Here is a 14,155-nt window from a genome sequence, read left to right as displayed (position 1 = left end):
AGACCGAGGACCAACTCTAGCAATAACCCGCGATCTCGCCCAATCGGGCCGCCACCGTGGCCGGCACGAACGAGGCGTAGTCGCCACCGAGCGTAGCGATGTCCTTCACCAGGCTCGACGAGATGAAGCCGTGCTCGGGTGAGGTGGGCAGGAAGAGCGTGTCCACCCCGGTCATCCGCCGGTTCATCTGGGCCATCGGGATCTCGTAGTCGAAGTCGCCACCGGACCGCAGACCCTTGACGATCACGCCCGCCTCTTCGGTCCGGCAGAAGTCGACCACCAGGCCGCTGAAGGTCGCGATTCGCACGTTCGGGAAGGGCGCGGCGATCTCGCGCAGCATCTCGACCCGCTCGTCATCGCTGAACAGCCGCTTCTTGGCCGGATTGACGCCGGCCGCCACGATCAGCTCGTCGAACGCGGCCGCGGCCCGGGCGATGATGTCCAGATGCCCGTTGGTCGGCGGATCGAAAGTCCCGGGGAACACCGCTCGGCTCACTCAGACCTCCTGCTCGCGTTGACCGTACCAAAGCCGCGCCTCGCCGTACTTCCGATCGCGCAGGGCCTCAAAGCCGGCAGGCCACTCCCAGGGCTCCCGCTTCCCCCGCTCGATCACCAGCACCGCGTCCTCCGCGAGCCACCCGTGCTCACCGAGATCCAGCACGACCTTCTGCAGCACCTCGGTGTCCAGCGCGTACGGCGGATCCGCGAACACCACGTCGTACGGCTCCCCCGCGTTCTTCCCAGCGACGACGCGCTCGACAGGCTTGACCACGACGCTCGCGCCAGGCAGCCCAAGGGCCCGCACGTTCGACGAGACGACGTCGGCGGCCTTCCGGTCGGACTCGACCAGGAGGACCCGTGAGGCGCCTCGCGACAGCGCCTCCAACCCGATCGCCCCGGAGCCGGCGTACAGGTCGATGAAAGCCAATCCGTCCAGCCCGCCGAACGTCGAGTCGAGCGACGAGAACAGTGCCTCGCGAGCCCGATCGCCGGTCGGCCTGGTGCCCTGACCAGCCGGTACGGCGAGGCGCCGCCCACCGGCCTGTCCGCCGACGATCCGGGTCACGTCTTCTCCAAGTACTCGGTCTGGTCGGACTGCAGCGCGCTCGCCACGATCGTGCGCAGACCCGGATGACGGCTCAGGTCCGGGTCGTCCGCGACCAGTTCGTGGGCCATCTCCCGCGCGGCGATGATGACGTCTTCGTGTTCCAGCACGCTCAACAGCTTGAGGCTCGACCGTTTCCCGGACTGGGCCACCCCCAGCACGTCGCCCTCGCGCCGGTGCTCGAGGTCGATCCGCGACAGCGCGAAGCCGTCCGTGGTCGAGGCCACCGCGGCCAGCCGCTCCCGCGACAGCGAGGCCGGATGCGCGTCGGTGACCAGCAGGCACAACCCGGGCACCTTGCCCCGGCCAACGCGGCCGCGCAGCTGGTGGAGCTGGGAGATGCCGAAGCGATCAGCGTCCATCACGACCATCGTCGACGCGTTCGGCACGTCCACGCCTACCTCGATCACCGTGGTGGCGACCAGTACGTCGATCTCGCCGGCCGCGAAGCGCGTCATCACGGCATCCTTCACGTCAGCCGGCAATCGCCCGTGGAGCACTTCCACCCGGAGCCCTGCGAGGACCTCGGCAAGCGTGTCCGCCACCTCCAGCACGGAGATCGCGGGCCTCGGTTTGCCGTCTTCGGAGCCGTCCGCGTACTCGCCTTCCTCGTCCGAAGCACCTTTGACGTCATCGCCGATCCGGGGGCAGACGACGTACGCCTGATGGCCCTTGTCCACCTCCTCGCGGACTCGCTCCCAGGCGCGATCGAGCCAGGCCGGTTTCTCCCGGGCCGGCACCACCGAGCTCGAGATCGGCGATCGCCCGGCCGGCAACTCGGTCAGCGTCGACACGCTCAGATCGCCGAAAACGGTCATCGCGACGGTCCGCGGGATGGGGGTCGCGGTCATCACCAGCACGTGCGGGGTCGCGTCGCCCGACTTCTGGCTGAGGGCGGCCCGCTGCTCGACGCCGAACCGGTGCTGCTCGTCCACCACGACCAGGCCGAGATCCGCGAACTGGACCTTGTCCTCGAGCAGCGCGTGGGTGCCGACGACGATGCCCGCGGCACCGCTCGCCGCGTCCAGCATCGCCGTACGACGGGCCGCCGCGCCGAGTGATCCGGTCAGCAGGCCGACCCGGGTCGCCTTGTCGGCACCACCGAGCATGCCCTGCTCCGCGAGCTCGCCGAGCATCTTCGTCAGGGTCTTGTGGTGCTGGGTCGCGAGCACCTCGGTCGGCGCCAGCAGCACCGCCTGACCACCGGCGTCCACCACCGCGAGCATCGCCCGCAAGGCGACCACGGTCTTACCCGAACCGACCTCGCCCTGGAGCAGCCGGTGCATCGGATGCGGCCGGGCCATATCCGCGAAGACCTCGTGGCAGACCTCCGTCTGGCCGCTGGTCAGCGTGAACGGCAACCGATCGTCGAACGCGTCCAGCAGCCCGTCCTGCTGACGCTCCCGAGGGACCGCCTTCAAAGCGTCCGCGACCGCACGGCGCTGGGCCAGGATCGTCTGGAGGACCAGCGCCTCCTCGAACCGCAACCGGCCCTGGGCCTTCTCCCAGTCCGCCGGAGCGGCCGGCAGGTGGATGAGTCGCAACGCCTCGCGCAGGTCGAGTAGCCGGTGCTTCAGCCGGACCGCGGGAGGGATCGGGTCGTCGATCTCCTCGATCGTGTCCAGCACGATCTTGATGGTTCGCTCGATCGTGGCGGTGTTGAGCTTGGACGTGGCCGGATAGAGCGGGCGGTACGGCTTGGCACGGCGCTCGATCTCGTCCTGGCTGAGGTCGTCGTCCTCCAGCACCTCCGAGCCGGGGCTCTTCAGCTGCATGGTGGTGCGGAACATCGTCACCTCGCCCCAGAACAGCGCGGACGTGCCCGGCGCCAGCTTGGACCCGAGCCAGGGCTGGTTGAAGAACGCCAGCTCGATGTCGTGCTTCCCGTCGGTCACGACGACCTTGGTCAGCGTCTTGCGCCGCTTGTACTGCCAGCCGTCGGTGACGGACACCTCCTGCTTGGTGTCGAGCAGTCGCAGCGTCACCTTCTTGACCCGGCCCTGCACCGTGGCCTGGTCACCGACCTCCAGCTCGTCGAACGGCGTCAGCTCGCCCTTCTTCAGATAGCGCCGCGGGTAATGCCGCAAGAGCTCGCCGACGGTCTCGATGCCGAGCACCTCTTCGAAGGTCTTGGCCGTGCGCGCGCCGACGAAGTCCCGCAACTTGCGGTCCAGGTCGTTCTTCTTCACCTACTCCACCCCGATCAGCAACGGGTACCTCTGCTGCCCTCCGTCGTACACCACGACATCGACATCCCGGCGACTCCGCCGCACGTGCCGCACCAGCGCGTCGACCAATTCGGTCGTCGCGCCCTCCCCGCGGACCACGGTCATCAGCTCACCACCACCGCCCAGCAGCCGGTCCACGACGCCCGTCGCGGCCGAGATCAGGTCATCGGTGATCAGCGCGAAATCGCCGTCGACCACCCCGAGCGCGTCCCCGATCCGGCAGGTCCCGGCCATCGTCCAGGCGTCCTTGACCGCGATCGTGACCGCGCCATGCCGGGTCTGCCCGGCAGCGGCCGACAGCTGCACCACGTCGTCGTCGAAACTGCGATGAGCGTCATGTACGGCGATGGCGGCGAGCCCCTGGACCTGGGCGCGCGTCGGGATCACGGCCACGCGTACGCCGTTCTGCCGGGCTGCCATCGCGGCGGCCTCGGCCACCCCGATCGAGTCGTTGTCGTTCGGCAGCAGCACCACCTCGGGCGCGTGCGAACGGTCGATCGCGGCCAGCAGTTCGCCGGTCGAACACCGCCGCCCGGGTCCACCCGTCACCACGATCGCGCCCGCGTCCTCGAACAACGCGGCCAGACCCTCGCCCGCGGCGACGGCAATGACGGCCCGCCCAGTCTTCGGCGCCTTCGGCCCCTGATCGGCGAAGTGGGTCACCCGGATCCGGTACGGCCGCCCGATCCCGATCCCGGCCTCGATCGCCGCACCCACGTCATCGGTGTGCACGTGCACGTTCCACAGGCCGTCGCCACCGACCACCACGACCGAGTCGCCCAGCCCGTCGAGCCGTCGCCGGAAGTCCGCCACCTCGTCGTCGGTGGTGTCCAGCAGGTACATGACCTCGTACGCCGGGCCGTCCGGGTCGAGCTCATGCGCCTCCTCGACCGGTGGCGGCACCCGCGCCGGCACGCCGGTCCCGGGCCGCGGCGCCCGCCCGGTCACCACCATCTCCATCGCGCCGAGGATCACCACCAGCCCCGCGCCACCCGCATCAACCACGCCCGCCCTGCGCAACGCCTCCAGCTGCCCGGTGGTCTTCGCCAGCGCCTCCCGTCCCGCCCTGACCGCCGCCAGACACACGTCCGCGAGGGTCCCCGCGGACGCCTCGGCGGCAGCGTTGGCGGCGGCTCGCGCCACGGTCAGCATCGTCCCCTCGACCGGCTTGGCCACCGCGTTGTACGCCGCATCGGCCGCCTGGACCATCGCGTCGGCGAGATCCGCGGGCCCGGGGCGCTCGACCTGGGCGAGCCGGATCCCGCCGGCCCGGATGAGCTGGGACGTGATCACGCCGGAATTACCGCGCGCACCGAGCAGGGCGCCGCGGCCGAAGGCGCTCACCACCTCGGCGAAGCTCAGGTCACCCTCGGGCAGCGCCTCGCAGGCGGCCTGCCAGGTGAGGTAGATGTTGGTCCCGGTGTCGCCGTCGGGCACCGGGAAGACGTTCAGTTCGTCGATCTCGGCGCGCGCCTCGGCGAGCGCGGTCAGGGCCGCCCGCGCCCAGCGCCGCAGCACGTCGCTCGTCAGCACCTGAGTCACCTGGTCGTCGGCCACTCGCGAAGGTTATCCGCCCTGATTGGCGTTGCAAGTTACACATCGGTTAGTCTTGTCCGGTTGCCCAGCGAACCTGTGCTGTGGTGGCGCCTGTACTTATTGATTCTGATTCATCTTCCTGAGGAGTTCCGGTGGCTGCCGTTTGTGACGTCTGCGACAAGCGCCCCGAGTTCGGACACAACGTGTCCCACTCGCACCGTCGCACCAAGCGGCGCTTCAACCCGAACATCCAGCGCGTCCGCGTGCTGATCGGGCGAACCCCGAAGCGCCTGAACGTGTGCACCTCCTGCCTCAAGGCCGGTAAGGTCACGCGCTGACGTAGTACTTCCGACTGAGCCCGTCAGGTCCCCGGACCAGACGGGCTTTTTCGTGTTTAGGGTGTGCCTCATGCCGATGACCGAGAAGGAAGCCCTGCAGACCTATCTCCAGCGCTCCCGGGACGCCCTGCTCTGGAAGCTCGAAGGTCTCTCCGAGTACGACATCCGCCGCCCGCTCACCCCGACCGGCACCAACCTGCTGGGCCTGGTCAAGCACGCCATCGGCGTGGAGATCGGCTACTTCGCCTTCACCTTCGACCGGCCGTACCCCGAGCACGTGCCGTGGACCGAAGAGGACGCCGAGAACAACAGCGACATGTGGGCGACCGCCGACGAGTCCCGCGAGTTCATGGTCGACCTTTACAAGCGCGTCTGGGCGCACGCCGACGCGACCATCAACGACCTCCCGCTCGACGCTCCGGGCTTCGTGCCGTGGTGGGGCCCCGAGCGCGGCCAGGTCGTGCTGCACCAGATCATCGTGCACACGACGGCCGACCTGCAGCGGCACGCCGGCCACGCCGACATCCTCCGCGAACTGATCGACGGCACCGTCGGCATGCGGGTCGATGCCCCCAACATGCCGCCGGGCGACGAGTCGTACTGGACGTCCTACCGAGCCAAACTGCAGGACGTCGCCGAGTCCTTTAAGTGAGATCCAGCCAGCTGACCTCTTCGGGGGTCAGCTGGACGGACAGCCCGGGCATCGACGTCCGCGTCTCGCTGATCTGCCGCGGCCCGATCAACGCGAACACCGGGTACTCCTGGTGCAGCAACCACGCCAGCGCGATGGCCGTCGGCTCGACACCCTTGGCTTGGGCGAGCTCCCGGGCACGCTCGAGGCGCTCGAAGTTGTCGTCGGAGTAGAAGCAGCGCACCAGCTCCTCGTCCGACCGGTCCTCCGGCTTCGCCCGCCCGGTGAAGAAGCCGCGGGCCTGGCTCGACCAGGGGAAGAGCGCGATCTGCCGCTCCCGGAGCCACGCCTGCGACTCGGGATCACTCACATGCCGGCAACCCGCCCACGGTACGTCGTACGCGCGAGCGAGGCTGAGGTGATTGCTCAGCACGGTGAACGGGTTCTTGCCGTTGGCCGCGGCGTACGCGTTGGCCTCGTCGAACCGGGCCGTCGACCAGTTCGAGCCGCCGTACGCCGTGATGCGCCCGGCCGCGCGATGCTCGTCCAGGACGTCGACGAACTCCCCCACCGGAATGTCCTCGTTGTCCCGGTGCATCAGGTAGATGTCGACGTGGTCGGTCTGCAATCGCTCGAGGCTTTCGTTCAGCTGCCTGGTGATGGACTCCGGATCGCAGTGCGGCGTGTGCGCGCCCTTGCCGATGACGACCACGTCATCCCGATTGCCCCGGGTCTTGAGCCATTGGCCGAGCAGCTTCTCGCCCCGACCGCCGCCATAGATGTACGCCGTGTCGAAGGTGGTGCCGCCGCGCTCCACGAAGTCGTCGAAGACCATCGCGGCATGCGGCAGCGTCTGCTGATTGTCCACGCCCATCACGAGCCGGGACGCGGGTTTGGCCAGACCCGGCACCTCGCCGTACGTCATGGTGTGGTCATCCCGTCGGGCCAGCGGACGGCCGGTCGCGGTCGGGATGGCCGCGTCATCGCGCTCGCTCGCGTACTGCTGGCCGATCGCGGCGCGCCAGGCGTCCTGGACGGCGAGATTGCCGAGGGTGTCGTTCCAGCTCATCTCGGGCGCCTGCCGCTGGTCGATCGCGGCAGCGACCGCGTCAGCCTCCGCCGCGTAGATGAACGCGGGCTCCGCCGCAACGTCGCGGGCGTCCTCGCCGATCCGGTGGACCGTCACATGCGTGGGCTTCCCGTCGCCGCCGAACCACGGGTCCTCGATGACCAGATAGCCCTCGCTGCCGAGCACGCGGACCCGGTTCTCATCCGCGAGCCGGATGCCCGTCGAGACCTGTGCCGAGATCCCGCTCGCGAAGGTCAGTGTGGCCACGGCCCACTCGTCGGCACCGGTCTCGCCTACGTGACCGACGGCGCTCACACCGGTCGGATTGTCGTACGGCTGCCCGATCGCCGTGCCCGCGATCAGCCGCGCCATCGAGACGGGGTAACCGCCGACGTCGAGGATGCCGCCACCCGCGAGGTCGTCGGCGAAGAGCCGGCCATCGGCCCGGAAGGTGGTCGCGAAGCCGAACGTGGCCTGGATCTGGTGCACCTTGCCGATCGCGCCGTCGCGGATCAGGTCGGTGATGACCTTGGTCTGCGGCAGGCACCGGTACATGTACGCCTCCATCAGGAAGACGTCGTTCCGGCGGGCCGCCTCGATCATCGCGGCGCCCAAGGCCTGGTTGATCCCGAGCGGCTTCTCGCAGAGCACGTGCTTGCCCGCCTCGGCCGTCTTGATCGCCCACTCGACGTGGGCCGGATGGGGTGTCGCGATGTAGACCGCGTCCACCTCGTCGTTGGCGAGCAACTCGTCGTACGACGCGTGCCGGTGCGGGATGTTGTGTTCGGCACCGAAAGCCTCGGCCTTGTCGGCCTGTCGGCTCGCGACCGCCACGACCTGGCCCGTCTTCGAATGCGGGACCTGGCTCGCGAAACGGGCCGCGATATTGCCGGTGCCGAGTACGCCCCAGCGCAGTTTTGCATCTGTCACAGGTGAGATCTCCTCAGAACTTCATGGCACCGGCGGCCAGGTCGGCAATGAAGTGCCGGCCGCCGATGATGAACACACCGATCAACGGGATGACGCTCATCAGCGCGCCTGCCATCACCATGCTGTAGTCGGTGCTGTAAATGCCATTGAGTTGTTGCAGGGCCACCTGCAGGGTGATCCGATTCGGGTCGGTCATCACGATCAGCGGCCAGAGATAGTCGTTCCAGACACTGATGAACGTGAAGATACCCAGGAACGCAAGACCCGGCCGCAGGATCGGCAGGCCCACGGTCCAGTACTGGCGGAAGAAGCCCGCGCCATCGACCTGAGCCGCGTGGATGAGCTCGTCCGGGATGGCGCCGCGTGCGTACTGGCGCATCCAGAAGATGCCGAACGCGTTGGCTGCGCCGGGGATGATGAGGGCCTTCAGCGAGCCGATCCAGCCGAACTCCGCCAGCGTCACGAACGACGGCACCAGCGCCAGCTGCGACGGGATCATGAACGTGGCCAGCAGGATTCCGAACAGCAGATTGCGGCCGGGGAACTCGTACTTGGCGAAGGCGAAGGCGGCCAGCGAGTCGAAGAACAACACCAGCACGGTGACACCGGTCGAGGCGATCAACGTGATCATCATCGCGCCGAAGAAGTCGATGTTGTCGAGGACGCGGCCCATGTTCTCGAACAGGTGCGAGCCGATCACCAGCCTTGGCGGATAGGCGAAGATATCGGCCGTCGTATTCGAGGCCATCACGACCATCCAGTAGAACGGGAAGATCGAGATCGCGACTCCCGCCATCAGCAGCACGTGGCCGATGATCGTCCGGGTCCTTGCTGTGTTTTCGGGGGTCATCAGCTCTTCTCCCGTCCACCGACGAGTCGCCAGTTGATGATCGAGAACAACGCGATCAGGACGAACAACGCCCAGCCGACGGCAGCGCCGTACCCGAACTGGTTGTCCACGAACGCGCTCTTGTAGAGGTAGGTGACGATCGTTGTACCTGCGCCGCCTGGGCCGCCGGTATCGCCCAGTAGGACTTGCGACTCGGTGAAGATCTGCAGGCCGCCAATAGTCGACGTGATAGCCGTGAAGAGGATGACCGGGCGCAACATCGGCACGGTGATCCGGAAGAACGTCTGCACGCTTGAAGCGCCGTCGACCTTGGCGGCCTCGTATACGTCGGCAGAGATCGCCTGAAGGCCCGCTAGGAAGATGATCGCGTTGTAGCCGACCCAGCGCCAGGTGACGATCGACGCGATGGCGACCTGGATACCCCAAGGCTGACTCAGCCACTCGATCTTGTTGAGGCCTACGGATTGCAGGAAGGCGTTCAGCAGGCCGAAGTTATTGCTGAAGATAGAGCCGAAGACCATCGTCACGGCTACCACCGAGGTGATGTTCGGGATGAAGTACGCCACCCGGTAGAAGCCGCGGAACCGCACGGTGTTGTGCAGGGCGTTCGCGATCACCAGAGCCAGGAAGAGCATCGGCACGGTCGAGAGCACCCAGATGATGAGGGTGTTGCCGATCGCGGCCCAGAACTGGGGATCGGTGAAGAGGTAGGTGTACTGCTCGAGGCCGACCCACTTCATCTCGCCGATGCCGTTCCATGAGTGGAACGAGATGTAGATCGAGAACAACACCGGGAACGCGCCGAAGATCGCGAACAACACGAAGAACGGCGAGATCGCGACGTACTGGGGCAGGAACTTCTTGAAGCGGCCTTGAGGTTCATGGTCCGGCGTGGTGCTGACAGCTGTCGCCGGCAGGGCTTCGACGGCCATATCAGATCGCCCCCACTCGGGTGAGTTCGCGTTCGACCCGCGCCTGGCCGTCGCGCCAGGCCTGGTCCGGCGTCTTGCTGCCGACCTCCACGTTCACCAGCTCCGCCACGAGCGGCGTGCCGATGATGGAGTCGTACGGGCTGAAGTAAGTGCCGGGATAGGCCTTCGCGGATTCGCCGAAGACGTCCACGATGCGCTGGCCGCCGAAGAACGGGTCGGGCTCGTTGAGCAACGGATCCTCGTACGTCGCCGGGGTGGACGGGAAGAGCGAGGGATCGAGGAACGCCTGCGCCTGGTTCTTCGCGCTCTCCAGCCAGCTGATGAAGGCGAACGCGGCCTCCGGGTCCTTGCAGTACTTGGTGATCGCGAGGAATGAGCCGCCACGGTTGCCGGCACCACCGGGTGTCGCGCAGACCCGCCAGTTGCCCTTGGTCTCCGGCGCGGCGTTCTTGGGACCGAGCTGGGCCCACCACACGGCACCGATGAACGCGGCGAGCCTGCCGTTGTTGACGACGGCGTCCACGTCGGTCGTGTCCTCCTGAGCGTTCGCCGAGAGGCCTTCCTTGATGACGCGACAGGAGGTGTCCCAAACCTGGCGGATGTGGTCGCCGTTGCCGATGTACTGGCCGTCGGGCGTCATGTACCGCTGCCGCTGTTGGGAGAGGCCGTAGCGGTAGGCGCTGGCGATGTTGTCCGTGAGGACAGAACCCGGCACAGCCTTCTTGAGCTTCTTACCGAGCTCTATGTAGCTATCCCAGTCAGACGCCGCCTCGGCCACGTCTAGCGGCTCGGTGGGGAGATTGGCCTTCTCGAACTTGTCGCGCCGGTAGAAGAGCGCGGTAGGACCTGTGTCCATCGGGAAGGCCATCATCCGGTTCTCCGGGGTGATGCCGAGCTTCCACTTCCACTCGAGGTACTGGCTCTTCAGGTCGTCGGCGCCGAGCGTATGCAGGTCGATGAACTGGTCCGCATTCGGGAAGTACGTCGCGACGTCGTCGTTCATCGCGACGATGTCCGGGACCAGGGACTTACCGGCCAGCGAGGTCAGCACCTTGGTCTTGTAGTCGCTGCCGATCCTGGTCATCAGCAGGCGTTTGTCCGAGCCTTGAATGGCCTTGGACGCCTGCTCGATCAGGCCGTCGTTCACCGAGCCGGTCCAGGTCCACATGGTCAGCTCGTCGGTCGCGCCGAGCGAACTTCGGGAGCCACATCCGGTCAGGCCGGCCGCTGCTGCAGCGGCACTCAGGCCTAGAAAACCTCTACGGGACAAGGTCATGACGCAACGCCACCCACCTGTCGGATCGTGTTTGTTGGCGGTAACAAATGTTCGACCTGGTCTAGGTAAGCGCATTCCTACTGAACCGGTCAAGCCCCCGGCGCCGACCGATTTCGGTCTGGTTGGATGGTCGTATGCCGACTCCCCCTGCCGCCGTCCTCTTCGACGCCGATGGTGTCCTGCAACGTCCGACCGTTGACTGGCGGGCCGCCCTGGCCACCTTCGCGGGCCCCGGGCAGAACCCCGACGACTTCATTCTCGAGCTGATGGCGTCCGAGCTGCCGTCGATCATGGGCAAGGGCGATTTCGCCGACGCCATCGCCGAGGTGCTGGCCCGCTCGAACAGCACGGCCGAGGTGTCCGAGGTGCTCGAGCTGTGGCGCCACTTCGAGTCCGTGCCGGAGGTGATCGAGATCATCCAGGAGCTTCGCGCGGGCGGCGTCGGCTGCCATCTGGCGACGAACCAGCAGTCGTTCCGGCGGATGATCATGCACGAGGAGCGGCACTACGGCGACTGGTTCGACCAGACCTTCTACTCGTGCGATCTGGGCGTCTCGAAGCCCGATCCGGAGTACTTTCGCCGCATTTTGGACGCGATCGGCCGGCCCGCGGACGCCGTACTCTTCATCGACGACAACTTCGACAACGTCGCGGGAGCCGAGTCGATCGGCATCCACGCGGAGCACTTCGACCTGGAGCTGGGTGTTCCGGTGCTACGCGATCTCCTGCGTGGCTACGGGCTCCTCTGACTTCAAAGCTTCTGGCTGAGGCTCGGGTTTGGGCTTCGGCGGCGGGGTGACGCGGGCGAGCACGGTGACGATGTCGTGCTTGTGGTGCTGGATCTCGTGAGCGGTGTGGCGGATGACCCAGTCGAGCGTGCGCGGCATCACCACCGGGTAGTTGTAGAGCCCGCGGATCTGCTGCTGCTCGGGCGTCAGCGCCTTCGCCGCCGCGCCGAACTCCTGCGCGAAGCGGATGATCGCCACCGCTACCTGGTTCGGATCCTGCAGCTCATACTTCTCCTGGCTGACCCGACCCTTGCGGTCCATCGGCGCCCAGGTCGGGCGGTACTCCACCAACGCCTGGGCGATCCGCTTCCGCTGCACTTCCAGTACGTCGCGCACGTGGCACGCGTACTCGATGGCGGACCACACCTCCGGCTCGGGCCTGAGGCGGACGAACTCGGGCCCCGGATCCGCCGCCGCCGACGTGAGCTTCATCCCGGCCTCGGCGGCCTGACGCACCAGCGTCGTCACCACCGGGTGCAACTGGCCCGCGTCGTAGTCGAACCCGCACTCCCCACAGACACCCTCGACCGGCGGCTGCCGTTTCACAAACCCCTCCATCGCCACGCGTGATCCACCGGGCCGATCCCGGCACCGAGCGGGAAACCGGCATGCACGGCCCCACTGATGTACTGCTTCGCGCTCGCCACCGCCTCGGGCACGCTCTGCCCCTGCGCGACGTACGACGCGATCGAACTCGCCAACGTACAACCCGTGCCATGGGTATGCCGGTTATCGGCACGCGGCGCACTGAACTCTTCCCGAAAGCCGTCGCCATGCAGCACGTCGACCGACGTATCCCCCGCGTCGTGCCCACCCTTGACCAGCACCCAAGTGGCACCGGCTTCCAGCAGCCGCTTGGCCGCCAGCTCCCGGTCATCCAGGCCGTTGATCTCCATACCCGCCACCGGGCCGAGCTCGGTGAGATTCGGGGTCAACACGGTGGCCAGGGGCACGATCTCCTCGCGCAATGCCTCCATCGCGTCAGCGGCCAGCAAGGCGTCGCCGTGCTTCGAGACCGATACCGGGTCGACGATGACCGGGGTGTTCTCGGGCAGGCTTCGCAACAGTTCGGCAACGACCCGGACCATCGCGGCCGAGGCCAGCATGCCGGTTTTGACCGCGTCGACGCCGATGTCGTCCACCACACTGCGGAACTGCGCCCGCACCTGGTCGGCCGGCAACTCCCACGCGCCCTGCACCCCGATGCTGTTCTGGGCGGTGATGGCGGTGATGACGCTCATCCCGTGCACGCCGGTGGCCAGCATCGCCTTGAGGTCGGCCTGGATCCCGGCACCGCCGCCGGAGTCGGACCCTGCCACGGTCAATACGCGACGTGGTGTCATGTCAGCTCCTGAAATGTGCGTGGCCGGTGGCACCCTCATACGCCTCACCGTCCACTGTCACGGTACCCGGCGGCTGGTTGTCATTGCCCTCGGCAACCGTCCCGATCACGGTCCAGCCGATGGGCACGTCCGCCGGCTCGAAAGTCGCCACCAGCGCGTTGTCGTCGCCCCCGGTCAACACGAACGAGAGGGCCTCCAACCCGGTGGCCGCCGCGACCGCTTGCAGTGGCTCGGGGATAGCCAGCGCCGCCGACCGTACGTCGATCACAACCTGACTGGCCGTCGCGATATGCCCCAGGTCGGACAACAACCCATCACTCACATCGCACATCGACGAGGCCCCCGCCATCGCCGCGATCGGCCCTTGCTCATAAGGCGGTAACGGCCTCCGATGCGCCTCCACAACGGCCCGAGGTGACCGAAACCCCCTCGTCAGTACGGCGTACCCGGCCTCGGCCCACCCCAGCCGTCCGGCCAGCGCCACCTCATCGCCCGGACGCGCGCCGGACCGCAGCACGGGCTCGCGCCCATCGAGCGTCCCGAAAGCGGTCACCGAGACGACGACCTTGTCGGACTGCACCATGTCGCCGCCCACCACGCTGACCTCGAGCGCCTCGCCCTCGTCTTGCAATCCGCGGGCCAGTTCCGTCACCCACTCGCTCGACAGGTCCGAGGGCATCCCCAGTCCCACCACAAGCGACGTCGGCCGCGCACCCATCGCCGCGATATCGGACAGGTTCTGCGCGGCGGCCTTACGCCCCACGTCGTACGCCGACGACCAGTCCTGCCGGAAGTGCCGCCCCTCGATCAGGAGGTCGGTGGTGATCACCATCCGGCCGTCCGGAACCGCCACCACGGCAGCGTCATCACCAGGCCCCACCAGCACTTCCGCGCCCTGGCGATAGCCCTTCGTGACGGCCTCGATCAGCCCGAATTCGCCGATGCCGCCCACGGTCTCGTTCACGTTCAGCCCTCCGATCGCCAGCCAGGCACTCTAGTCCGCCGGGCCGGGCAAACTTCCGGCGACCGGGTCCACGAGGTAGCGTGATCGCGCAACGAAGAGTACGCCTCGGGCATCGGCAGTACCGTCAGGCAGTTCTGAGCGGTGGGCTGAGCGGTGCCAGGGGCC

General features: G+C 67.4%; 14 protein-coding genes. 3 read left to right on the top strand and 11 right to left on the bottom strand.

Going from position 1 to position 14,155, the window contains the following annotated elements; all coding sequences use genetic code 11:
• Positions 1-16: 16 nt before the first annotated feature.
• The 4 genes from coaD to OG394_RS39220 are packed head-to-tail and all read right to left on the bottom strand — an operon-like array spanning position 17 to position 4,890.
• A complete protein-coding gene (coaD, locus tag OG394_RS39235; protein ID WP_328992435.1) occupies positions 17-496 on the bottom strand; it encodes a pantetheine-phosphate adenylyltransferase in 480 nt (159 codons plus the stop codon).
• Positions 497-1,066: a 16S rRNA (guanine(966)-N(2))-methyltransferase RsmD gene (rsmD, locus tag OG394_RS39230; RefSeq protein ID WP_328992434.1), complete on the bottom strand. Its 570-nt coding sequence runs from the start codon at positions 1,064-1,066 to the stop codon at positions 497-499.
• Positions 1,063-3,294 carry an ATP-dependent DNA helicase RecG gene (gene recG / locus OG394_RS39225; protein WP_328992433.1) on the bottom strand — a complete coding sequence of 744 codons (2,232 nt, stop codon included), beginning with the start codon at positions 3,292-3,294 and terminating at the stop codon, positions 1,063-1,065. The genes rsmD and recG overlap by 4 nt, the downstream gene beginning before the upstream one ends.
• On the bottom strand, positions 3,295-4,890 hold the full coding sequence (locus OG394_RS39220; RefSeq protein ID WP_328992432.1) for a DAK2 domain-containing protein: 1,596 nt from the start codon (positions 4,888-4,890) through the stop codon (positions 3,295-3,297).
• 131 nt (positions 4,891-5,021) lie between these two features.
• Between OG394_RS39220 and rpmB the strand changes: the two genes are divergently transcribed.
• Together rpmB and OG394_RS39210 are read left to right on the top strand one after the other, a co-directional pair.
• Positions 5,022-5,207: a 50S ribosomal protein L28 gene (rpmB, locus tag OG394_RS39215; protein ID WP_328992431.1), complete on the top strand. Its 186-nt coding sequence runs from the start codon at positions 5,022-5,024 to the stop codon at positions 5,205-5,207.
• Between the two features lie 70 nt (positions 5,208-5,277).
• Positions 5,278-5,859, top strand: coding sequence for a DinB family protein (locus OG394_RS39210; RefSeq protein WP_328992429.1), 582 nt, complete (start codon positions 5,278-5,280; stop codon positions 5,857-5,859).
• Here the strand turns inward: OG394_RS39210 and OG394_RS39205 are convergent.
• The 4 genes from OG394_RS39205 to OG394_RS39190 are packed head-to-tail and all read right to left on the bottom strand — an operon-like array spanning position 5,852 to position 10,895.
• Entirely contained in the window at positions 5,852-7,837 is a 1,986-nt protein-coding gene (locus OG394_RS39205) for an aldo/keto reductase (protein WP_328992428.1), read from the bottom strand. The two genes, OG394_RS39210 and OG394_RS39205, sit on opposite strands and share 8 nt — an antisense overlap.
• 13 nt (positions 7,838-7,850) lie before the next feature.
• Complete coding sequence (locus OG394_RS39200; protein ID WP_328992427.1) at positions 7,851-8,687, bottom strand: carbohydrate ABC transporter permease; 837 nt, start codon at positions 8,685-8,687, stop codon at positions 7,851-7,853.
• Positions 8,687-9,619, bottom strand: a complete 933-nt coding sequence (locus OG394_RS39195; protein WP_328992425.1) for a carbohydrate ABC transporter permease — start codon at positions 9,617-9,619, stop codon at positions 8,687-8,689. The genes OG394_RS39200 and OG394_RS39195 overlap by 1 nt, the downstream gene beginning before the upstream one ends.
• Before the next feature lies 1 nt (position 9,620).
• A complete protein-coding gene (locus tag OG394_RS39190) occupies positions 9,621-10,895 on the bottom strand; it encodes an ABC transporter substrate-binding protein (protein WP_328992424.1) in 1,275 nt (424 codons plus the stop codon).
• 134 nt (positions 10,896-11,029) lie between these two features.
• Here OG394_RS39190 and OG394_RS39185 point away from each other — a divergent pair, with 134 nt between their 5' ends.
• Complete coding sequence (locus OG394_RS39185; RefSeq protein ID WP_328992423.1) at positions 11,030-11,644, top strand: HAD family hydrolase; 615 nt, start codon at positions 11,030-11,032, stop codon at positions 11,642-11,644.
• Here OG394_RS39185 and OG394_RS39180 read toward each other — a convergent pair.
• Genes OG394_RS39180 through OG394_RS39170 form a run of 3 tightly spaced genes read right to left on the bottom strand, consistent with a single transcriptional unit; the run spans position 11,609 to position 13,996 of the window.
• Positions 11,609-12,229 carry a DinB family protein gene (locus tag OG394_RS39180; protein WP_328992422.1) on the bottom strand — a complete coding sequence of 207 codons (621 nt, stop codon included), beginning with the start codon at positions 12,227-12,229 and terminating at the stop codon, positions 11,609-11,611. The two genes, OG394_RS39185 and OG394_RS39180, sit on opposite strands and share 36 nt — an antisense overlap.
• Positions 12,226-13,026, bottom strand: coding sequence for a bifunctional hydroxymethylpyrimidine kinase/phosphomethylpyrimidine kinase (thiD, locus tag OG394_RS39175; RefSeq protein ID WP_328992421.1), 801 nt, complete (start codon positions 13,024-13,026; stop codon positions 12,226-12,228). Before thiD ends, OG394_RS39180 begins: the two co-directional genes overlap by 4 nt.
• A gap of 1 nt (position 13,027) precedes the next feature.
• Positions 13,028-13,996 carry a thiamine-phosphate kinase gene (locus OG394_RS39170; RefSeq protein WP_442914321.1) on the bottom strand — a complete coding sequence of 323 codons (969 nt, stop codon included), beginning with the start codon at positions 13,994-13,996 and terminating at the stop codon, positions 13,028-13,030.
• Positions 13,997-14,155 lie beyond the last annotated feature (159 nt).

Source organism: Kribbella sp. NBC_01245 (assembly GCF_036226525.1).
Classification (GTDB): Bacteria; Actinomycetota; Actinomycetes; order Propionibacteriales; family Kribbellaceae; genus Kribbella.
The sequence above is the reverse complement of the archived record's forward strand: the minus strand, read 5'-3'. Positions and strand labels throughout refer to the sequence as shown.